A 22,302-nucleotide genomic window follows, 5' to 3' on the forward strand; every position below is an offset into this window, starting at 1 on the left:
TGCGAGAGGTCGTGTTCATTTGGCAAAGACCTCCAGCAATCGGGGCGCAATTCTATCCAGTGGGCGAATTTCAACAGCAGCATCAATCGCCGCCGCCGCTTTGGGCATGCCATACACCGCCGAGCTCTGCTGATCTTGGGCGATGGTCAAATAACCTTGTTCACGCAGCAACTTGAGGCCCTGGGCCCCGTCGCGCCCCATGCCGGTCAGCAGTACACCGACGGCATCGCCATTCCAGTGGCTGGCCACGCTTTCGAAGAACACGTCGATCGAAGGCCGGTAAATCTCGTTCACCGGCTCTGCGGTATAGGCTAGCGTGCCATTCTTCAATAAACGAATGTGGTGGTTGGTGCCGGCCAGCAGCACCACGCCGCTTTGCGGGGGCTCGCCTTCGCGGGCCAGGCGTACCGGCAGGCCGGAGGCGCTGCTCAGCCACTCGGCCATGCCGGCGGCGAACACCTGGTCCACATGCTGCACCAGCACGATGGCGGCGGGGAAGTCGCGGGGCAAGCCCTTGAGCAGGATTTCCAGGGCAGCCGGGCCGCCCGCCGAGGAACCGATGGCAACCAGGCTCTGGCGTTTGCCCGTGGAACGCTGCGGCGCGGTTTCGGCGCGCACGCGGCTGCCGCGCTGGCCGATCAGCCAGCCGATGTTGAGGATCTTGCGCAACAGCGGTGCCGCCGCATCCTTGGGGTTGCCCACGCCGAGGGTCGGGGTGTCCACCACGTCCAGGGCGCCGTGGCCCATGGCCTCGAAGACCCGGCTCACGTTGGCCTGGCGGTCGACGGTCACGATAACGATGGCGCACGGGGTCTCGGCCATGATCTGGCGGGTGGCTTCCACACCGTCCATCACCGGCATGATCAAGTCCATCAGGATCAGGTCCGGCGTCAGCTCGGCACAGCGCTGTACCGCTTCCAGGCCATTACTGGCCACCCACACCACCTCGTGCGCGGGTTCGAAGCTCAAGGCGCGGCGCAAGGCCTCCACTGCCATGGGCATGTCATTGACGATCGCAATCCTCATGCCCGTGCGCCTCCGATCAGTTCCACCACGGCGTCCAACAGGGCGTCATCGTGGAAACTGGCTTTGGCTAAATAATAGTCGGCGCCGGCGTCCAGTCCACGACGTCGGTCTTCTTCACGATCTTTATAAGACACCACCATCACCGGCAACGATTGCAGGCGACTGTCACGGCGCAAGAGTGTGACCAATTCAATACCGTCCATGCGAGGCATATCAATATCAGTGATCAACAGGTCAAAGTCTTCGGAACGCAAGGCGTTCCAGCCGTCCATGCCATCGACCGCCACGGCCACTTCATAACCACGATTAAGTAACAATTTGCGTTGCAGCTCACGCACGGTCAGCGAGTCATCGACCACCAGCACCCGCTTGCGCGGCGCCTCGGTGGTTTGCTGGCTGCGCCGGGCAATACGTTCCAGGCGGCCGGTGTTGAGCAGTTTGTCCACCGAACGCAGCATGTCTTCCACGTCGACGATCAACACCACCGAGCCGTCATCCAGCAAGGCACCGGCGGAAATATCCTGGACCTTGCCCAGGCGATCATCCAGTGGCAACACCACCAGCGTACGCTCGCCGATAAAGCGCTCCACGGCAATCCCGTACACCGCATCGCGCTCGCGGATCACCACCACTTTCAAGGTTTCGGACGGGGCCTGCCCCGCCGGGCGCTGCAACAACTGGCTGGCGGCGACCAGGCCGACATGCCGGCCCTCGTGCCAGAAGTGCTGGCGACCTTCCAGTTGCACAATGTCATCCGGCGCCAGGTCGCACATGCGTTCGATATGGGCCAGCGGGAACGCATAGGCTTCCTCGCCGACTTCCACCACCAGGCTGCGCACCACCGACAAGGTCAGCGGCACTTCCAGGTGAAAACGACTGCCCTGCCCCGCCGTCTGTTCCAGCACCACTGCGCCGCGCAGTTGGCGCACCATATGCTGCACCGCATCCAGGCCGACCCCGCGCCCGGACACTTCGGTGACCTTGTCGCGCAGGCTGAACCCCGGCAGGAACAGGAACGTCAGCAATTCTTCTTCGCTCAGGCGCAGGGCGGTTTCCACCGGCGACAGGTGCCGGTCGACGATGGTGCCGCGCAGGCGCTCCAGGTCAACGCCATTGCCGTCATCGCTCAGTTCCAGCACCAGCAAACCGGCCTGATGAGAGGCGCGCAGGCGGATCAAGCCTTCGGCCGGCTTGCCCGCCAGCAGGCGTTGCTCAGGCATTTCGATGCCGTGGTCGACGGCATTGCGCAATAAATGAGTGAGCGGCGCTTCGAGTTTTTCCAGCACGTCACGGTCGACCTGGGTCTTTTCGCCCTCGATCTCCAGGCGCACTTGCTTGCCGAGGCTGCGGCCGAGGTCGCGGACCATGCGCACCTGCCCGGCCAGTACATCGGCAAACGGACGCATGCGGCACGCCAGCGCGGTGTCGTAGAGCACTTGGGCGCGCTGCCCGGCCTGCCAGCCAAACTCGTCCAGCTCGGCGGTTTTTTCCGCCAGCAGGGCCTGGGCTTCGCTGAGCAGTCGGCGCGTGTCGGCCAGAGCTTCCTGGGCTTCGTGGTTCAGGGCCTGGGTCTTGAGTTGCCCGTCCAGGGTGTCCAGTGCGCGTACGCTCTGGCTTTGAATGCGTTTGAGGCGCTGCAGGCTGGCCAGGTACGGCTTGAGCCGCTGGGTTTCCACCAGGGATTTGCTCGACAGGTCCAGCAGGCTGTTCAAGCGCTCGGCAGTCACCCGCAGTACGCGCTCGCCGCCTTCGGTCATGCGCTTGCCTTGGCGCGGTGGCTCGCTGGTCACCGGCGGCGCGGGCTCGGGTTCCGGTGGCAGCTCTTCGACCATGGGCGCGGGCGCAGGCGCAGGCTCTGGCGGTGGCGCGGTCGGTTTAACCGGCGCCTGGGACGGATCCAGCAGGCGCTCCATCAACGCCACGTAGGCTTCGATGTCCGCTGGCCCCACGTCATTGCCGGGTGTAGCGATGCGCATCAGCAGGTCGGTGCCTTGCAGCAGCGCATCAATATGCTCAGGTTGCAGGTACAGGCGGCTTTCCTGGGCGCTGACCAGGCAATCCTCCATGACGTGGGACACGCTGACGCCAGCGTCCACCCCAACAATGCGGGCGGCACCTTTGAGCGAATGCGCCGCGCGCATGCAGGCTTCGAGCTGGTCGGCCTGGGTCGGGTTGCGCTCCAGGGCCAGCAGGCCCGCGCTCAGTACCTGGGTCTGCGCATCGGCTTCCAGGCTGAACAGTTCCAGCAGCGAGGCATCGCGCATCTGGTCGGGGGTCATGTGAGGCTCCGGGTCACGGCGGACAACAATTGCGCCTCGTCCAGCCAACGCAGGCTGCGGCCTTTCCACTGCAACACACCTTGGGTGTAGCGCGCGCTGGCCTGGGTGCCCGAGGCGGATGCTGCCTTCAAGGTGCGCTCATCGATGGCGTGGATTCCGTCGACTTCATCCACCGGCACCACCACCGGGCCATCCTGGGCGGCGATGATCAGCATGCGCGGCATGATCCGCCCACCGCTGGCGCCGTTGCCGGCAGCGTCCAGGCCCAGCAACTCCACCAGCGACAGGCACGCTACCAGCGCGCCGCGCACGTTGGCCACGCCGAGCAACGCGCGCGAGCGCTGATGGGGCAGCGAGTGAATCGGTTGCAGCGGCGCGACTTCCACCAGGCAGCGGGTGGCAATGCCCAGCCATTCTTCGCCAAGACGGAACATCAACAGCGACCGGGTGACCACATCCTCGCCCACCTCGACCGCCGCGTGCGGTCGATGCGCGTCCTGCTGCAAGGCGTAACGGTCGAGCAAACGCGTGGCGGCCGCCGAGTACACCGAACAGTTACGGCAATGGATATGGTCTGCCAGCAAGGGGCAGGACTTGTCGCCGTGGATGCCGATACGGTTCCAGCAATCGTCGATGGCCTGGGTGTCGGCCAGGGTCAGGTCCAGGCCCGCGGTGTCGAGCGCATCGGTGCTACTCATCGTTTGGACTCACTGTCAGCTCGCTCACTCCGGGCGGCCCGCGCCTGCAAGCGGCGCGCCCCCGCACTGTCGCCCTGGGATTCGAGCAACGCGGCCAGGTGCATCAAGGCCTGCGGATGCTGGGGTTCCAGGTACAAGGCTTTTCGATAATAGCCCTGGGCTTCCAGGGCGCTGCCGGCCACGTCACTGAGCAGCCCCAGCCAGTAGAACACCTGGGCGGCGGGCGGGTGACTACTCAAGTAACGTTCGCAGGCTGCACGGGCCTCGGCACTTTTGCCTTCATTGGCCAAGGTGGCGATCTGGCTGAGCAAGTCGCCGGCGTCGGACGGCGGTGCCTTGATCGGCACCACCTGGGCACTCGCAGAGGTAAACGGTCGGGGCTTGGGGGCAATCGGCGCGGTGCTGCGTTGGGGCAATGGCGCGGGCATCGGCTTGAACACGGGCTCAGGCTGGGCCGGCTCGGCATGCCGGCTGAACGCAAAGGACTGCGGCACGCCAATCGAACGCATGCCATGGCGCCCCAGCAGGCTGCCCTCGGCGGGGCCGATAAACAGCACGCCATCCACGTGGGTCAGGCCCTTGAGCACGTCGAACACTTGCTTCTGGGTCGGCTGGTCGAAGTAGATCAGCAGGTTGCGGCAGAACACAAAGTCATAGCTCGGCTCATTGGCCAGCAGCGCCGGATCGAGCAGGTTGCCGACTTGCAGGCGCACTTGTTCGCGCACGCGGTCGGCCAGGTGATAGCCGTCGCCATACTCAGTGAAGTGGCGGTCGCGAAAACCGATATCCCCCCCGCGAAACGAGTTCTTGCCGTACACCGCATGTCGCGCGCGCTCCACCGACAGCGGGCTGACGTCCATGCCCTGCACTTTGAACTGGTGCGGCGCAAGGCCGGCGTCCAGCAGCGCCATGGCAATCGAATAGGGTTCTTCGCCGGTGGAACACGGCAGGCTGAGGATACGCAGTGCGCGCATCTGCTTGATTTCCGCCAGGCGCACCTTGGCCAGGCGGGCCAGGGTCGCAAAGGATTCGGGGTAACGGAAAAACCAGGTTTCGGGGACGATCACCGCTTCGATCAGCGCCTGCTGCTCATCCACGGAGCTTTGCAGGTGCAGCCAGTAGTCGCCGGCCGTTTGTGCATTGACGGCCTGGCTGCGCTGGCGCACCGCACGCTCGATGATGGCTTCGCCGACCGACGCGACGTCCAGGCCGATGCGCTCTTTAAGGAAGGCAAAGAAACGCGGGTCGTGGCTCATACGCGCAGCTCGGCAGAAAACAGCACGGCGCGCACGTCATCGGTGAGCAGTTCGTTGACACCGATCCACTGCATCAAGCCCAAGGCATCTTCACGCACCAACCCCAGGTACGGCGCCTCGCGGTTGTCCAGGCCGTAGGTCTTGAACTCGCCGAGGTCGCAACGCAGGGTGTCGGTGGCTTGTTCCAGGATCAGCCCCAGCCAGCGGGCTTCAACCCAGGGCTGCGGCTGGTAATTGACCAGCACCAGGCGCGTGCTGGTACGGGCCTGCGCCGGTTGGCCGAAGGTCAGGGCGCAGAGGTCGATGACCGGCACCAGCGCGCCACGGTGGGCAAAGATGCCCGCCACCCACGCCGGTGCATGGGCAATGGGTTTGAGCGGCACGCGCGGCAGGACCTCGGCAATTTCCGTGGCCCTGAGGGCGAAGCGCTCGTCGCCGATGTGGAACACCAGGAACAACGCCTTTTTCGCTGCCGGGACGGCGCCGCGTTTAGCCGCGAGGTCGCTCATCAGACTTTGAAACGCGACACGCCGCTGCGCAGACCGACCGCGACCTGGCTCAGCTCGTCAATGGCAAAGCTGGCCTGGCGCAGGGACTCCACGGTCTGGCTGCTGGCATCGCCCAGTTGCACCAGGGCGTGGTTGATCTGCTCGGCACCGGTGGCTTGGGCCTGCATGCCTTCATTGACCATCAACACCCGTGGCGCCAGCGCCTGCACCTGATGGATGATCTGCGACAGTTGCTCGCCCACTTGCTGCACTTCGAACATGCCGCGCCGCACTTCTTCAGAGAACTTGTCCATGCCCATCACGCCCGCCGACACCGCCGACTGGATCTCGCGCACCATCTGTTCGATGTCGTAGGTGGCCACGGCGGTCTGGTCGGCCAGGCGCCGCACTTCGGTGGCGACCACGGCGAAACCACGACCGTATTCGCCTGCCTTTTCGGCCTCGATGGCGGCATTGAGCGACAGCAGGTTGGTCTGGTCGGCGACCTTGACGATGGTCACGACCACCTGGTTGATGTTGCCAGCCTTCTCATTGAGGATCGCCAGCTTGGCGTTGACCAGGTCGGCGGCGCCCATCACCGAGTGCATGGTCTCTTCCATGCGCGCCAGGCCTTGCTGGCCGGAACCGGCGGCGACCGATGCCTGGTCAGCGGCGGTGGACACTTCGGTCATGGTGCGCACCAGGTCCTTGGACGTGGCAGCGATCTCGCGGGAGGTGGCGCCGATCTCGGTGGTGGTGGCCGCGGTTTCGGTGGCAGTGGCCTGTTGCTGCTTGGAGGTGGCGGCAATCTCGGTCACCGAGGTGGTCACCTGCACCGACGAGCGCTGGGCCTGGGACACCAGGGCGGTCAGCTCGGTCATCATGTCGTTGAAGCCGGTTTCGACGGCGCCGAACTCGTCCTTGCGCTCCAGGTTCAGGCGTTTGCTGAGGTCGCCGTCGCGCATGGTTTCGAGGATGTCGACGATGCGCTGCATCGGCGCCATGATCGCGCGCATCAGCAGCAGGCCGCACAGGCCGGCGGCGAGGATGGCGATGACCAGCGACACGGCCATGCTGATCTTGGCCGACAGCACCGACTCGTCGATCGCCGCCGTGGCCCGGTCAGACACGTTCTTGTTTTCAGTAATGATGTCGTTGAGCTTCATGCGCCCTTCGGTCCAGATCGGCGTCAATTGCTCTTCCAGCAATATGCGCGCACCCGGCAGGTCATTGGCGTCGACACGCTCGAGTACCTGGCTCAGGACCTTGTTGTAGGTAATGTGGGCCGCCTTGAAGTTATCGAACTCCATGCGATCGGCCTGGCCATGAATGGTTTTTTCGTAGTTGGCCATCTGCTGTTCAATACGCGCTTCGAACGACTTGTAGTCCGTCTTATCGGTATTGGTGAAGGTTTTGTCGTCGCGCAGGCCGATGATGTCGATGGTCTGTAAATAGCTATCGACCCAGGCGCTGCGGATCATCGAGCTGAGGTACACCCCCGGCACCGCGTCGTCCCGGACCGCTTCCTGGCTGGCTTCGATCTTCAGCAACCGTGAGTAGGACACCACGACCATCAGCAGCATGATCGCGATAATGACCGCAAAGCTCGCCAAAATCCGTTGGCGCAAGGTCCAGTTCTTCACAGTAATTCCTCGAAGGGCCATTCAAATGGGGGGGAGTATAGCTGAGCACAAGCCCTCATTTATCAACGGGTTTTGATGTAGCGCTCACAGAATGCAAAAACACCCCGGGCCATGGCGGCAACCGGGGTGTTTGTGGTCAATGACAGGCTCAGAGGGTGGCTTGGCGTACCTGTTTCTCCAGCTCCAGCTTCAAGCCTGGCTCCAGTTTCAGTTGGCGTGCCAGCTCGTCGAGGTAGGCCTTCTCCATGAAGTTTTCCTCGTCCACCAGCATCACGCTGGCGATGTACATCTCGGCCGCCATTTCCGGCGTGCCGGCAGCGCGCGCCACGTCAGCAGGGTCCAGGGGCTTGTTGAGTTCGGCGTGCAGCCAGCTTTGCAGCTCGCGGTCATTATCGAGCTTGGTGAATTCGCCTTCGATCAGCTCGCGTTCGCGCTCGTCCACATGGCCGTCGGCCTTGGCAGCGGCGACCAGCGCCTTGAGGATGCCTTGGCTGTGTTGCTCGACCTGCGCCGGTGGCAGCCGGTCGATGGTCTGCGGCTCGCCCTGGGGCGCATTGGCCTGGTTGGCCTGCCAGTTGCCGTAGGCTTTGTAGGCGATCACGCCCAATGCCGCCAGGCCGCCGTAGGTCAGGGCTTTGCCGCCGAATTTGCGCGCTTTCTTGTTGCCCAGCAGCAGGCCCATGGCACCCGCTGCCAGCGCGCCGCCCCCAGCACCACCCAGCAGGCTGCCCAGGCCACCACCGCCGAGCAACCCGCCCAGCGCGCCTTTGTCGTCCGGTTTACGCTGGCCGCCAGCCTTGTTGTGCAGCATGTCCTGGCCAGACTTGAGCAACTGATCGAGCAATCCACGGGTATTCATTCGCAGCCTCCAGACACTTGGGTTCGTAGGACCAATAGGCCCCCAGCGTAAAACTAAGTGCCAAAAAGCCCCGATCTAGAGTGCTTCCAGATGTAACGCGGCCGCCCTTCGCTAAAATCGATATACACTCGAGCAAATCTATAAAAACACCCCACTGGTAATTCCAGCATGATGACCTTGCGTCAAATCCGGCATTTTATCGCCGTGGCCGAGACCGGCTCGATCTCCGCCGCCGCGCAGACGGCGTTCATTTCCCAGTCCACCTTGACCCTGGCGATCCAGCAACTGGAGCAGGAAATCGGTGTGAACCTGTTCAACCGTCACGCCAAGGGCATGACCCTGACCCACCAGGGCCATCAATTCCTGCGCCAGGCGCACCTGATCCTTGCCACCGTCGACAACGCCAAGCGCAGCCTGCAACAAAGCACCGACCAAGTGGCCGGCCAGTTGATCATTGGCGTGACCAGCCTGGTGGCCGGTTATTACCTCGCCGACCTGCTCACACGCTTCCAACGCGCCTACCCCAACGTGGAGATCCGCGTCATGGAAGATGAGCGCCCGTACATCGAGCATTTGCTGGTCAGCGGCGAGATCGACGTGGGCGTGCTGATCCTCTCCAACCTTGAAGACCGCCACGCCCTGCAAACCGAGGTGCTCACCCACTCCCCTCACCGCCTGTGGCTGCCGGCGCAGCACCCGCTGCTGGAACACGACAGCATTAACTTGGCCGATGTGGCACGTGAACCGCTGATCCAGCTGAACGTCGACGAAATGGGCCACAACGCCCAGCGCCTGTGGGCCGGCGCCGGGCTGCAACCGCGCGTGACCCTGCGCACCGCCTCAACCGAAGCGGTGCGCAGCCTGGTGGCGGCGGGCCTGGGCGTGTCGATCCAGCCGGACATGACCTACCGCCCCTGGTCGCTTGAGGGCGACATTATTGAAGCGCGCCCGATTGCCGATCTCAGCCAGACCCTCGACGTCGGTCTGGCCTGGCGCCGTGGCACCGCGCGTCCGGCACTGGTGGACCCATTCCTGACCGTTGCCCGCGAACAGCCGCACCCACGCAAGCCATCTATTTAATCGAATGCTGCATTCAGTATTTAGTATTTGTTGACCTCGCGCCTGACCTCTACTCTCAGCTCATCCATAAGAGAAAGGTCAGGCCCTCGTAAGAGAACGCCCATGGCCACACAAGAAAAGAGATCGCGAAAAATGTCCGGCGCGCCCACCCCGCTGCTCACTGCGTTGCTGATTGACGGCGAACTGGTCCAGGGCCAGGGTTTTGCCGAGCCGATCCTCAACCCGGCCACCGGTGAAGTGCTCACCCAGATCGCCGAAGCCAGCACCGAGCAGGTCGAAACCGCGATCCTCGCCGCCCACCATGCCTTTGCCGGTTGGTCGCGCACTACGCCACAGCAGCGCTCGAACATCCTGCTGGGCATTGCCGACGCCATCGAAAAACAAGCCGACTACCTGGCCCGCCTGGAATCCCTGAACTGCGGCAAGCCATTGCACCTGGCGCGCCAGGATGATTTGAGTGCCACCGTGGATGTGTTCCGCTTCTTCGCCGGGGCGGTGCGTTGCCAGACCGGGCAACTGAGCGGTGAATACCTGCCGGGCTACACCAGCATGGTGCGCCGCGATCCGATTGGCGTGGTGGCCTCGATTGCACCCTGGAACTACCCACTGATGATGGCCGCGTGGAAGATCGCCCCGGCCCTGGCTGCCGGTAATACCCTGGTGTTCAAGTCGTCGGAACACACGCCACTGTCGATCCTGGCCCTCGCCCCCGTCCTTAAAGAGCTGCTGCCGCGTGGGGTGATCAACATTCTGTGTGGCGGCGGCGAAGGTGTCGGCAGCCATCTGGTCAGCCACGCCAAAGTGCGCATGGTCTCGCTGACCGGCGATATCGTTACCGGGCAGAAGATCCTGCAAGCCGCCTCCAAAACCCTTAAACGCACGCACCTGGAACTGGGCGGCAAGGCCCCCGTGATCGTGTGCGACGACGCCGACCTGCAAGCCGTGGTCGAGGGTGTGCGCGCCTACGGTTACTACAATGCCGGCCAGGATTGCACCGCCGCGTGCCGCATCTACGCCCAGGCGGGTATCCACGACAAACTGGTTGCTGAGCTTGGCGCTGCCGTGAGCAGCCTGCGTTTTGCCGGCAAACGCGATGCCGACAACGAACTGGGCCCGCTGATCAGCACGCGCCAGCGCGACCGGGTTGCCAGTTTTGTCGAACGCGCCCTCGGCCAGCCGCATATCGAACGCATCACCGGCGCTGCCGTGCATTCCGGTGCCGGCTTTTATTACCAGCCGACGCTGCTGGCCGGCTGCAAACAGAATGATGAAATCGTGCAGCGCGAAGTCTTCGGCCCGGTGGTCACGGTGACGCGCTTCGACGAGCTGGAGCAGGCGGTGGACTGGGCCAACGACTCCGAATACGGTCTGGCCTCGTCGGTGTGGACCCAGAACCTGGACAAAGCCATGCAAGTGGCGGCGCGCCTTCAGTATGGCTGCACCTGGATCAACAGCCATTTCATGCTGGTCAGCGAAATGCCCCACGGCGGCTTGAAGCGCTCGGGGTATGGGAAGGACCTGTCCAGTGATTCGCTGCAGGACTACAGCGTGGTGCGCCACATCATGGCGCGCCATGGCCAGCATCTTTAAAACAACAACTAAGCTCATGCGTTACCGGTTTGAACAACTGCCCCGACCATAATTAAAGAAGAGGGAACCCCCATGTCTGCGCACAAGACCGCACTGCTCAGTGCCCTGACCACCGCGCTGCTGGCCAGCGCCAGCCTCCAGGCCGCCGAACCGCTCAAGGCGGTGGGTGCCGGCGAAGGCCAGCTGGATATCGTCGCCTGGCCCGGCTATATCGAACGTGGCGAAAGCGACAAGGCCTACGACTGGGTCTCCGGTTTCGAGAAGGAAACCGGCTGCAAGGTCAACGTGAAAACCGCCGCCACCTCGGACGAAATGGTCAGCCTGATGGCCAAGGGCGGGTATGACCTGGTCACCGCGTCCGGCGATGCGTCGCTGCGGTTGATCGTCGGCAAGCGCGTGCAGCCGATCAATACCGCGCTGATCCCCAACTGGAAGAACATCGACCCGCGCCTCAAGGACGCGCCCTGGTACGTGGTCGGCCAGCAAACCTACGGCACCCCCTACCAGTGGGGCCCGAACGTGCTGATGTACAACACCAACGTGTTCAAGACCGCGCCCACCAGCTGGGACGTGTTGTTCAACGCGCAGAACCTGCCGGACGGCAAGCCGAACAAAGGCCGTGTGCAGGCGTATGACGGCCCGATCTACATTGCCGATGCGGCGCTGTACCTCAAGAGCACCAAGCCGGAACTGGGCATCCAAAGCCCGTACGAACTGACCGAAACCCAGTACAAGGCCGTGCTCGAATTGCTGCGCGCGCAACAACCGCTGATCCACCGCTACTGGCACGACACTACCGTGCAAATGAGTGACTTCAAGAACGAAGGCGTGGTGGCCTCCAGCGCCTGGCCGTATCAGGTCAACGGCCTGCAGAACGAGAAGCAGCCGATTGCTTCGACGATTCCGAAGGAAGGCGCCACCGGCTGGGCCGACACCACCATGCTGCACACCGAGGCCAAGCACCCGAACTGCGCCTACAAGTGGATGGACTGGTCGCTGCAGCCGAAGGTCCAGGGCGATGTCGCCGCCTGGTTCGGCTCGCTGCCTGCCGTGCCTGCGGCCTGCAAGGAAAGCGAACTGCTCGGTGCCGAGGGTTGCAAGACCAATGGTTTCGACCAGTTCGAAAAGATCGCCTTCTGGAAAACCCCGCAAGCTGAAGGCGGCAAATTCGTGCCGTACAGCCGCTGGACCCAGGATTACATCGCGATCATGGGCGGCAGGTAAGGCCTTCCTGGCTGCATAGATCCTATGTGGGCAGGGTGTATGTGGGAGCTGGCTTGCCTGCGAAAGCAGCACCTCGCAGTAGCTGATACACCGAGGTGCCCGCATCGCGGGCAAGCCCGGCTCCCACAGAACAGCTCCCACATTTGAACCGAGCCAGATTCAGTACCGCATTGATATTTCAGAAGTCCAGGCCGGGCCGCTGCGACGACCCGCGCCTTTTCGGAGCACCGCACCATGACGCTTGCAGTCCAATTCACCCAGGTTTCCCGTCAGTTCGGCGAAGTGAAAGCCGTTGACCGGGTTTCCATCGATATCCAGGACGGCGAGTTCTTTTCCATGCTCGGCCCTTCCGGCTCGGGCAAGACCACCTGCCTACGCCTGATCGCCGGGTTCGAGCAGCCGAGCGCAGGCTCGATCCGTATCCATGGCGAGGAAGCCGCCGGCTTGCCGCCGTATCAGCGCGATGTGAACACCGTGTTCCAGGATTACGCGCTGTTCCCCCATATGAATGTGCGCGACAACGTCGCCTACGGCCTCAAGGTCAAGGGCGTGGGCAAGGCCGAGCGCCTGAACCGTGCCGAAGAAGCCCTGGCCATGGTCGCCCTCGGCGGCTATGGCGACCGCAAACCGGTGCAGCTTTCCGGCGGCCAACGCCAACGGGTGGCCCTGGCTCGCGCCCTGGTCAATCGCCCGCGCGTGTTGCTGCTGGACGAGCCACTGGGCGCCCTTGACCTCAAGCTGCGCGAGCAGATGCAAAGCGAGCTGAAAAAGCTGCAGCGCCAGCTGGGCATCACCTTTATCTTCGTGACCCACGACCAGACCGAAGCGCTGTCGATGTCCGACCGCGTGGCCGTGTTCAACAAAGGTCGCATCGAACAGGTCGATACCCCGCGCAACCTCTACATGAAACCCGCCACCGCGTTCGTCGCCGAGTTCGTCGGCACTTCCAACGTGATTCGCGGCGAGCTGGCCCAGCGCCTCAGCGGCAACGCGCAGCCGTTCTCGATCCGCCCGGAACACGTGCGCTTTGCCGAGGGCCCGTTGGGCGCCGACGAAGTGGAAATCAGCGGTCTGCTCCACGATATCCAATACCAGGGCAGCGCCACCCGCTATGAACTGAAACTGGAAAACGGCCAGGCGCTGAACATCAGCCAAGCCAACAACCAATGGCTGGACATCAGCAGCGGCCATCAGGTCGGCCAGTCCATCACCGCTCGCTGGGCACGGGAAGCCATGACCCCGCTGACCGACAGCGCAGGCGAGGTGTGACATGAGCCTGGCCCTTTCCCATCCGCCGATGCGCAGGTTTTCCAACCTGCTGTACCGCAAGCCCAACCTCTACCTGGCGATGCTGCTGGTGCCGCCGCTGATCTGGTTTGGCGCGATCTACCTCGGTTCGTTGCTGACCCTGCTGTGGCAAGGCTTCTATACCTTCGACGACTTCACCATGGCGGTCACCCCGGACCTGACCCTGGCCAACTTCGCCGCGCTGTTCCAGCCGTCGAATTTCGACATCATCGTGCGCACCCTGAGCATGGCGATCGTGGTGTCGATCGCCAGCGCCATCGTGGCCTTCCCCATCGCCTACTACATGGCGCGCTACACCACGGGCAAGACCAAGGCGTTCTTCTATATCGCAGTGATGATGCCGATGTGGGCCAGCTACATCGTCAAGGCTTATGCCTGGACCTTGCTGCTGGCCAAGGGCGGCGTGGCGCAGTGGTTCGTGCAACACCTGGGCCTGGAGCCGTTGTTGCAGTTCGTGCTGGGCATTCCCGGCGTGGGCGGCAGCACCTTGAGCACCTCGCACCTGGGGCGCTTCATGGTGTTCGTCTACATCTGGCTGCCGTTCATGATCCTGCCCATCCAGGCGTCCCTGGAGCGCTTGCCGCCGTCCTTGCTGCAAGCCTCTGCCGACTTGGGGGCCAAGCCGCGCCAGACCTTCATGCAGGTGATTTTGCCGCTATCGGTGCCGGGGATTGCCGCCGGTTCCATCTTCACCTTCTCGCTGACCCTGGGCGATTTCATCGTGCCGCAGCTTGTAGGGCCACCGGGTTACTTCGTCGGCGGCATGGTCTACGCCCAGCAAGGCGCCATCGGCAACATGCCCATGGCGGCGGCGTTCACCCTGGTGCCGATCGTGCTGATCGCGGTTTACCTGTCCATCGTCAAACGCCTGGGGGCCTTCGATGCACTCTGAAAAATCTTCTATGGGCCTGAAGATCGCCGCTTGGGGTGGACTGGTTTTTCTCCATTTCCCGATCCTGATCATCTTCCTCTACGCCTTCAACACCGAAGAAGCCGCGTTCAGCTTTCCGCCCCTGGGCTTCACGTTGAAGTGGTTCAGCGTGGCCTTCGCCCGGCCGGATGTGTTGGAAGCGATCAAGCTGTCATTGCAGATCGCGGCCATCGCCACGCTGATCGCCATGGTGCTCGGCACGCTGGCCTCGGCGGCGCTGTATCGCCGTGAGTTCTTTGGCAAGCAAGGCGTGTCGTTGATGTTGATCCTGCCGATTGCGCTGCCGGGGATCATCACCGGTATCGCGCTGCTGGCGACCTTCAAGACGCTGGGCATCGAGCCAGGGATGTTCACCATCATCGTCGGCCACGCGACGTTCTGCGTGGTGATCGTCTACAACAACGTCATCGCCCGCCTGCGCCGCACGTCCCACAGCCTGATCGAAGCCTCGATGGACCTGGGCGCCGACGGCTGGCAGACCTTTCGCTACATCATCATGCCCAACCTGGGCTCGGCGCTGCTGGCCGGCGGCATGCTCGCCTTTGCGCTGTCGTTCGACGAAATCATCGTCACCACCTTCACCGCCGGCCACGAACGCACCTTGCCGCTGTGGCTGCTCAACCAACTGAGCCGCCCACGGGATGTGCCGGTGACCAACGTGGTCGCGATGCTGGTGATGCTGGTGACGATGTTCCCGATTCTCGGTGCTTATTACCTGACGCGCGGCGGTGAAAGCGTGGCCGGTAGTGGCGGTAAATAACGTTGCAGCTGGAGAAGCTCAGTTCAAATGTGGGAGCGGGCTTGCTCGCGAAAGCGGTACATCAGATACACATGTGTCGGCTGACACACCGTATTCGCGAGCAAGCCCGCTCCCACATTAAGAGCCGGTTTCTTCAGGGAATTAACACTCGTTTTGAGGAGAGCTGAACCATGCAAACCAAACTCTTGATCAACGGCCACCTGGTCGAAGGCGAAGGCCCGGCACAAGCCGTGTTCAACCCGGCCCTCGGCCGTGTACTGGTAGAAATCAAGGAAGCCAGCGAAGCCCAGGTCGACGCCGCCGTGCGCGCTGCCGATGCCGCCTTCGAAGGCTGGTCGCAAACCGCACCGAAGGACCGTTCGCTGCTGCTGCTGAAACTGGCGGACGTGATCGAAGCCCACGGCGAAGAGCTGGCCAAGCTGGAATCGGACAACTGCGGCAAGCCCTACAGCGCCGCGCTGAACGATGAGATCCCGGCGATCGCCGACGTGTTCCGCTTCTTTGCCGGCGCCAGCCGTTGCATGAGCGGGTCGGCGGGCGGTGAATACCTGCCCGGCCACACCTCGATGATCCGCCGCGACCCGGTGGGCGTGATCGCCTCCATTGCGCCGTGGAACTACCCACTGATGATGGTCGCCTGGAAAATCGCCCCGGCCCTCGCCGCCGGTAATACCGTGGTGCTCAAGCCGTCGGAACAAACCCCACTGACCGCGCTACGCATGGTCGAACTGGCCGCTGAAATCTTCCCGGCCGGTGTGCTCAACCTGGTGTTCGGCCGTGGGCCGACCGTGGGCAGCCCGCTGGTGACCCACCCGAAAGTGCGCATGGTGTCGCTGACCGGTTCCATCGCCACGGGCGCAAACATCATCTCCAGCACCGCCGACAGCGTGAAGCGCATGCACATGGAATTGGGTGGCAAGGCGCCGGTGATCATCTTCAACGATGCAGACATCGACGCCGCAGTAGAAGGCATTCGTACCTTTGGTTTCTACAACGCCGGTCAGGATTGCACGGCGGCCTGCCGGATTTATGCCCAGGCGGATATCTACGATGCGTTTGTCGAGAAACTCGGCGCGGCGGTCGCCAGCATCAAGTACGGCCTGCAGGATGATCCGGCGACCGAGCTAGGCCCGCTGATTACCGCGCAACACCGCGACCGTGTGGCCGGGTTTGTCGAGCGCGCCGTGGCACAGCCGCACATTCGCCTGGTCACCGGTGGCAAGGCGGTGGAAGGCAATGGTTTCTTCTTTGAACCGACCGTGCTGGCCGACGCGCAGCAGGACGACGAAATCGTGCGGCGCGAAGTGTTCGGCCCGGTGGTATCGGTGACCAAGTTCACCGATGAAGCACAGGTGCTGGGCTGGGCCAATGATTCGGACTACGGCCTGGCGTCATCCGTGTGGACCGCCGACGTAGGACGCGCCCATCGCTTGGCCGCACGCCTGCAATACGGCTGCACTTGGGTGAACACTCACTTCATGCTCGTCAGCGAAATGCCTCACGGCGGTCAGAAACTGTCGGGTTATGGCAAGGACATGTCCATGTACGGGCTGGAGGACTACACCACCGTTCGCCATGTGATGTTCAAGCACTGACCCCAGCGCCACCTCTGTAGGAGCCGGCTTGCCGGCGATGAGGCCAGTGAGCCATGCGTTGCTCTTGTGAACGCCATCGCCGGCAAGTCGGCTCCTACAGGGGTCTTATAACAATAAAATTCAGGTTCCTCCCCATGGATATCACCCGCCGCGACTTCCTCAACGGCGTCGCTGTCACTATTGCCGCCGGCATGACTCCGCTGCAGATCCTCCAGGCCGCCCCCGATGGTCGCTACTACCCACCCGCCCTCACCGGCCTGCGCGGCAGCCATGTCGGCTCGTTCGAGGTGGCGCACCAGATGGGCTGGGAAAAGAAGGTGTTCGACACCGATAAGCTGCCGATCACCGAGCACTATGACCTGGTGGTCGTGGGCGGCGGCTTGAGTGGGTTGTCGGCGGCGTGGTTCTACCGCGAGAAGCATCCCAAGGCAAATATCCTGATCCTGGAAAACCACGACGACTTCGGCGGCCACGCCAAGCGCAATGAATTCCAGGCCGGTGGCCGCATGATCATCGGCTACGGTGGCAGCGAGGCGTTCCAGTCGCCCAACCACCTGTACAGCAAGCAAGTGAACGGGCTATTGAAGAAACTCGGGGTGAATATCAAGCGCTTCGAAACCGCCTTCGACCGCCAGTTCTACCCAGACCTGGGGCTGTCGCGCGGGGTGTTTTTCGACAAGGAAAACTTCGGCGAAGACAAACTGGTGACCGGCGACCCCACGCCGATGGTGGCCGACGACATCGCGCCTGACCGGCTCAACGCGCGTGCCATCCACGATTTCATCAATGACTTCCCGTTGCCGCCGGCAGACCGCCAGGCCCTGATCGAGCTGCACACGGCGCCCAAGGACTACCTGCCAGGCAAGACCGCCGAAGAAAAGGCCGACTACCTGGCAGCCACCAGCTACCGCGATTTCCTGCTCAAGAACGTAGGATTATCGGAAGGCGCGGTGAAGTATTTCCAGAGCCGTACCAATGACTTTATGGCCCTGAGCATCGATGCGGTGGCGTCTTCCGATGCCTACAACGTGGGTTTCCCTGGTTTTGCCGGGCTGAACCTGGCACCGATCAGCGAAGAAGCCGCCGCCGAAATGGAAGAACCCTACATCTATCACTTCCCGGACGGCAATGCGTCAGTGGCGCGGTTGCTGGTGCGTAGCCTGATCCCGGGCGTGGCACCGGGGCACACCATGGACGATATCGTGCTGGCGGCGTTTGACTACGCCAAGCTCGACCAGCCCAAGGCGGCCGTACGCTTGCGCCTGAACAGTACGGCGGTCAGCGTGCGAAATGTCGGGGATGGCGTACATATCGGCTACAGCCGTGGCGGACAACTCGCACAGGTAAGCGGCAAACGCTGCATCCTGGCCTGCTACAACATGATGATTCCGTACCTGCTCAAGGACGTGCCAGCACCACAGGCCCATGCCCTGAGCCAGAACGTGAAGTACCCGCTGGTGTACACCAAGGTGGTGATCCGCAACTGGCAGTCGTTCCAAAAGCTCGGCGTGCATGAGATTTACGCGGCGACCCAGCCTTATAGCCGTATCAAGCTGGACTACCCGGTGAGCATGGGCGGCTACGACCACCCGCGTGACCCGACGCAGCCGATCGGCTTGCACATGGTCTACGTGCCCACCAGCCCCAACAGCGGCATGAACGCCCGCGACCAGGCCCGCGCCGGGCGCGGCAAGTTGTATGGGCAGACATTCGAGCAGTTGGAAGCGCAGTTGCGCGACCAGCTGCAACGCATGCTTGGGCCAGGTGGTTTCGAGCATGAGCGCGATATCCTGGCGATCACTGTCAACCGTTGGTCACACGGTTATGCGAGCTTCTCCAACAGCTTGTTCGACAAAGCCGATGAGAGCGAAGCGCTGATGAAGCTGGCGAAAAAACCGGTGGGGCATGTGAGCATCGCCAACTCGGATGCGGCCTGGAGTGCGTATGCGCATGCGGCCATTGATGAGGCGTACCGCGCCGTTGGCGAAATCGCCTGACCCTTGTAGGAGCCGGCTTGCCGGCGATGAGGCCCTTGAGCCTTGCAGCGTTCTCTCGGACGCCATCGCCGGCAAGCCGGCTCCTATAGGGGATTTTTGTGAGTCGGAAATGTCTTGTCGCATTTGCTAGGCCATCACGTCGCTACCAATCAATTTTCCTACGTCATCGAACCGCTTAAGCTATCCGGCGTCTGTTTAATGTCCGTTGCGTTTGGTCGAAGGCATGTCCGAACCGTAATTTCTGATCCGCTACGTGCCAGGAAAGGCGCGGGATTTGCTCACGACAGGTTGTCTCTATGCACCGCAGGAATTTGCTCAAAGCGTCCATGGCCATTGCGGCTTACACCGGTTTGTCGGCCAGCGGCCTGCTCGCCGCCCAGGCCTGGGCCGGGAACCGTGCCGCCGATGGCAAGGCCGTGGCGTTCGACTTCGACACGCTCAAGGCCCAGGCCACACAACTCGCCGGGACCGCGTACAAGGACACCAAACAGGTACTGCCGCCGACCCTGGCGACCATGACCCCGCAGAATTTCAACGCCATCGGCTACGACGGCAACCATTCGCTGTGGAAGGAATTGAACGGGCAGCTGGACGTGCAGTTCTTCCACGTCGGCATGGGTTTCAAGACGCCGGTGCGCATGCACAGCGTCGACCCCAAGACCCGTGAAGCACGTGAAGTGCATTTCCGTCCTTCGCTGTTCAATTACGAAAAAACCACGGTCGACACCAAGCAACTGACCGGCGACCTCGGTTTTTCCGGCTTCAAGCTGTTCAAGGCGCCGGAGCTGGATCGCCATGACGTGCTGTCGTTTCTCGGCGCCAGCTACTTCCGCGCAGTGGACAGCACCGGGCAGTACGGCCTCTCGGCCCGTGGCTTGGCCATCGACACCTACGCGAAAAAACGCGAGGAGTTTCCTGACTTCACGCAGTTCTGGTTTGAAACCCCGGACAAGAACGCCACCCGCTTCGTGGTCTACGCCCTGCTCGATTCACCAAGCGCCACCGGCGCATACCGCTTCGACATCGACTGCCAGGCCAATCAGGTGGTGATGGCCATCGACGCCAATATCAATGCGCGCACCACCATCGAACAACTGGGCATCGCGCCGATGACCAGCATGTTCAGCTGCGGCACCCACGAGCGCCGCATGTGCGACACCATCCACCCGCAGATCCACGATTCGGACCGCCTGGCGATGTGGCGCGGCAACGGCGAGTGGATCTGCCGCCCACTGAACAACCCGGCCAAGCTGCAATTCAACGCGTTTGCCGATAAAGACCCGAAAGGCTTCGGCCTGGTGCAGACCGACCACGAATTCGCCAGCTACCAGGACACCGTGGACTGGTACAGCAAGCGCCCAAGCCTGTGGGTCGAACCCACGACAGCGTGGGGCGAAGGCTCGATCGACCTGCTGGAAATTCCTACCACCGGCGAAACCCTCGATAACATCGTGGCCTTCTGGACCCCGAAAAAACCCGTGGCCGCCGGCGACTCGCTCAACTACGGCTACAAGCTGTACTGGAGCGCCCTGCCACCGGTGAGCACGCCGCTGGCCCAGGTCGATGCCACCCGTTCCGGCATGGGCGGCTTTGTCGAAGGTTGGGCACCGGGTGAGCACTACCCTGAAGTCTGGGCGCGCCGTTTTGCCGTGGACTTCAAGGGCGGTGGCCTGGATCGCCTGCCACCAGGCACCGGGATCGAACCGGTCGTTACCTGTTCCCATGGCGAAGTCAAAGACTTCAGCGTGCTGGTGCTGGATAACATCAAGGGCTACCGCATCCTGTTCGACTGGTACCCGACCAGCGACAGCGTGGAGCCGGTGGAGCTGCGCCTGTTCATCCGCACCCAGGACCGCACCTTGAGTGAGACCTGGCTGTACCAGTACTTCCCGCCGGCACCGGACCAGCGCAAGTACACCTGACCGACCTTGTAGGCGCTGGCTTGCCAGCGCCCGCAAGTGCTCAGAACCGTGACACGCTCTTCATCGCCCCAATCAAATACCGCATCGCCACCTGATCGTTCTCGGTCAGGGCGCGGTATTGCGCCAACAACTCCATTTCATCCGTGCTCAGCCTTCGCCCCCGCAAAGACACACGGCGAGCCAGAATCGACGTCATCACACCCACTACACCATAGGACTTGGCCATGGACTGCTTCTCCTGATATCCATCAAATACTCCTGCTGCCCATTACCCGCCTCCCATGAAGCGCAATGCCTCAGTGAGCAAACCGACTGACTTCCTGGGCCAGAAATCAGGCTTACCCTAAGCGTAGAAACGATCTCGCTACTTGTGGGATTTTTTTAGAGTATTCACTTAAAAAAATTTCGCGGTAACAAAGACCTACAGCCCTATCCCACCTTGCGGCCATAAAAAAACCCACCGGTCAGGGTGGGTTCTGGTGAAGCGTGCTGCGGGTCAATCCCTCAAGTCAGACTCATGAATCGGCTGGTCACGATGGGTGGCGCGCTGATATTGCGCCGGCCAGATGGCCTTGCGCCCGCCCAGGTCATCGTCGGCATGCAGCGGCCAGTAAGGGTCACGCAACAGTTCACGGGCGAGGAAGATGATATCGGCCTGGCAGGTACGCAGGATGTGCTCGGCCTGGGCCGGCTCGGTGATCATGCCAACGGTGCCCGTGGCGATGCCCGATTCTTTACGCACGCGCTCGGCGAAGCGGGTCTGGTAGCCGGGGCCGGTGGGGATCTCGGCATTGGCGGCGGTGCCACCGGAGGACACGTCGATCAGGTCGACACCCAAGTCTTTCAGGCGGCGCGCCAGCTCCACGGTTTCATCCGGGTTCCAGCCGTCTTCCACCCAGTCGGTCGCCGACACCCGCACAAACAGCGGCAATTCCTGGGGCCAGACCTCACGCACTGCCTGGGTCACCTCAAGCACCAGGCGGATGCGGTTTTCAAACGAGCCACCGTACTGGTCCTGACGCTGGTTGCTGATGGGCGAGAGAAATTGATGCAGCAGGTAACCATGGGCCGCGTGGATTTCCACCACTTCAAAGCCTGCGGTCAACGCGCGCTTGGCCGCGGCGACAAAATCGGCGATCACTTGCTGGATCTGTCCCTCGTCCAACTGCTTGGGTTGGGTGTGCTGGGGGTCAAAGGCAATGGGCGATGGCCCCACTGGCACCCAGCCACCGTCTTCGGGCTTGACGCTGCCATGCTTGCCGAGCCACGGCCGATGGGTGCTGGCCTTGCGTCCGGCGTGGGCCAGTTGAATGCCCGCCACCGCGCCTTGGGCGGCAATGAAACGCGTGATGCGTTGCAGCGGTTCGATCTGCTCATCGGTCCACAGGCCAAGGTCCTGGGCGGTGATGCGGCCATCGGCTGTCACGGCGGTGGCTTCGGTGAAAATCAGCCCGGCGCCACCCACGGCACGGCTGCCAAGGTGCACCAGGTGCCAGTCATTGGCCAGGCCATCGTCGCTTGAGTATTGGCACATGGGCGACACGGCGATGCGGTTGAGCAGGGTCAATTGACGGAGGGTATAGGGTTCGAGCAGCTGACTCATGGCGCACCTCTTCTGGGTTCTGTGGGCACTATTCAAACAGTGC

General features: G+C 62.7%; 18 protein-coding genes. 9 read left to right on the forward strand and 9 right to left on the reverse strand.

The features are described from left to right. Window positions 1–15: 15 nt before the first annotated feature. From cheB to AC0IYN_RS04275, 7 genes are all read right to left on the reverse strand, one after another. Window positions 16–1,026 carry a chemotaxis response regulator protein-glutamate methylesterase gene (gene cheB / locus AC0IYN_RS04245; RefSeq protein ID WP_406598964.1) on the reverse strand — a complete coding sequence of 337 codons (1,011 nt, stop codon included), beginning with the start codon at window positions 1,024–1,026 and terminating at the stop codon, window positions 16–18. Continuing rightward, on the reverse strand, window positions 1,023–3,305 hold the full coding sequence (locus AC0IYN_RS04250) for a response regulator (RefSeq protein WP_471840626.1): 2,283 nt from the start codon (window positions 3,303–3,305) through the stop codon (window positions 1,023–1,025). Before AC0IYN_RS04250 ends, cheB begins: the two co-directional genes overlap by 4 nt. Further along, on the reverse strand, window positions 3,302–4,003 hold the full coding sequence (locus tag AC0IYN_RS04255) for a chemotaxis protein CheW (protein WP_406598962.1): 702 nt from the start codon (window positions 4,001–4,003) through the stop codon (window positions 3,302–3,304). Before AC0IYN_RS04255 ends, AC0IYN_RS04250 begins: the two co-directional genes overlap by 4 nt. Beyond that, window positions 4,000–5,259, reverse strand: coding sequence for a CheR family methyltransferase (locus AC0IYN_RS04260; RefSeq protein ID WP_457248407.1), 1,260 nt, complete (start codon window positions 5,257–5,259; stop codon window positions 4,000–4,002). Before AC0IYN_RS04260 ends, AC0IYN_RS04255 begins: the two co-directional genes overlap by 4 nt. Beyond that, window positions 5,256–5,768, reverse strand: a complete 513-nt coding sequence (locus tag AC0IYN_RS04265; protein ID WP_078047167.1) for a chemotaxis protein CheW — start codon at window positions 5,766–5,768, stop codon at window positions 5,256–5,258. Before AC0IYN_RS04265 ends, AC0IYN_RS04260 begins: the two co-directional genes overlap by 4 nt. Next, window positions 5,768–7,390 (reverse strand): methyl-accepting chemotaxis protein, encoded by a 1,623-nt coding sequence (locus AC0IYN_RS04270; protein WP_457248406.1) that lies wholly within the window; start codon window positions 7,388–7,390, stop codon window positions 5,768–5,770. Before AC0IYN_RS04270 ends, AC0IYN_RS04265 begins: the two co-directional genes overlap by 1 nt. A 148-nt stretch (window positions 7,391–7,538) precedes the next feature. Next, window positions 7,539–8,249, reverse strand: a complete 711-nt coding sequence (locus tag AC0IYN_RS04275; RefSeq protein WP_457267791.1) for a tellurite resistance TerB family protein — start codon at window positions 8,247–8,249, stop codon at window positions 7,539–7,541. 168 nt (window positions 8,250–8,417) lie between these two features. Here AC0IYN_RS04275 and AC0IYN_RS04280 point away from each other — a divergent pair, with 168 nt between their 5' ends. From AC0IYN_RS04280 to AC0IYN_RS04320, 9 genes are all read left to right on the forward strand, one after another. Beyond that, a complete protein-coding gene (locus AC0IYN_RS04280; protein WP_012722545.1) occupies window positions 8,418–9,329 on the forward strand; it encodes a LysR family transcriptional regulator in 912 nt (303 codons plus the stop codon). A gap of 132 nt (window positions 9,330–9,461) precedes the next feature. After that, complete coding sequence (locus tag AC0IYN_RS04285) at window positions 9,462–10,919, forward strand: gamma-aminobutyraldehyde dehydrogenase (RefSeq protein ID WP_471840630.1); 1,458 nt, start codon at window positions 9,462–9,464, stop codon at window positions 10,917–10,919. Between the two features lie 72 nt (window positions 10,920–10,991). Next, window positions 10,992–12,143, forward strand: a complete 1,152-nt coding sequence (gene ydcS / locus AC0IYN_RS04290) for a putative ABC transporter substrate-binding protein YdcS (protein WP_078047162.1) — start codon at window positions 10,992–10,994, stop codon at window positions 12,141–12,143. Window positions 12,144–12,377: 234 nt separating this feature from the next. After that, window positions 12,378–13,412, forward strand: a complete 1,035-nt coding sequence (locus AC0IYN_RS04295) for an ABC transporter ATP-binding protein (protein WP_471840632.1) — start codon at window positions 12,378–12,380, stop codon at window positions 13,410–13,412. Window position 13,413: 1 nt separating this feature from the next. Continuing rightward, complete coding sequence (locus AC0IYN_RS04300) at window positions 13,414–14,343, forward strand: ABC transporter permease (RefSeq protein ID WP_078047160.1); 930 nt, start codon at window positions 13,414–13,416, stop codon at window positions 14,341–14,343. Then, complete coding sequence (locus tag AC0IYN_RS04305) at window positions 14,333–15,142, forward strand: ABC transporter permease (RefSeq protein WP_471840635.1); 810 nt, start codon at window positions 14,333–14,335, stop codon at window positions 15,140–15,142. Before AC0IYN_RS04300 ends, AC0IYN_RS04305 begins: the two co-directional genes overlap by 11 nt. Before the next feature lie 170 nt (window positions 15,143–15,312). Further along, window positions 15,313–16,737: a gamma-aminobutyraldehyde dehydrogenase gene (locus AC0IYN_RS04310; RefSeq protein ID WP_406598956.1), complete on the forward strand. Its 1,425-nt coding sequence runs from the start codon at window positions 15,313–15,315 to the stop codon at window positions 16,735–16,737. A 134-nt stretch (window positions 16,738–16,871) separates the two neighbouring features. Continuing rightward, a complete protein-coding gene (locus AC0IYN_RS04315) occupies window positions 16,872–18,734 on the forward strand; it encodes a flavin monoamine oxidase family protein (RefSeq protein ID WP_406598955.1) in 1,863 nt (620 codons plus the stop codon). A 296-nt stretch (window positions 18,735–19,030) separates the two neighbouring features. Continuing rightward, window positions 19,031–20,656, forward strand: coding sequence for a glucan biosynthesis protein D (locus AC0IYN_RS04320; protein ID WP_457267248.1), 1,626 nt, complete (start codon window positions 19,031–19,033; stop codon window positions 20,654–20,656). Window positions 20,657–20,696: 40 nt separating this feature from the next. Here AC0IYN_RS04320 and AC0IYN_RS04325 read toward each other — a convergent pair whose 3' ends face one another. Beyond that, window positions 20,697–20,882: a hypothetical protein gene (locus tag AC0IYN_RS04325; protein ID WP_406598954.1), complete on the reverse strand. Its 186-nt coding sequence runs from the start codon at window positions 20,880–20,882 to the stop codon at window positions 20,697–20,699. Window positions 20,883–21,152: 270 nt separating this feature from the next. Next, complete coding sequence (locus tag AC0IYN_RS04330; protein WP_471840638.1) at window positions 21,153–22,259, reverse strand: NADH:flavin oxidoreductase/NADH oxidase; 1,107 nt, start codon at window positions 22,257–22,259, stop codon at window positions 21,153–21,155. Window positions 22,260–22,302 lie beyond the last annotated feature (43 nt).

This window comes from Pseudomonas sp. AC112, from assembly GCF_979253545.1.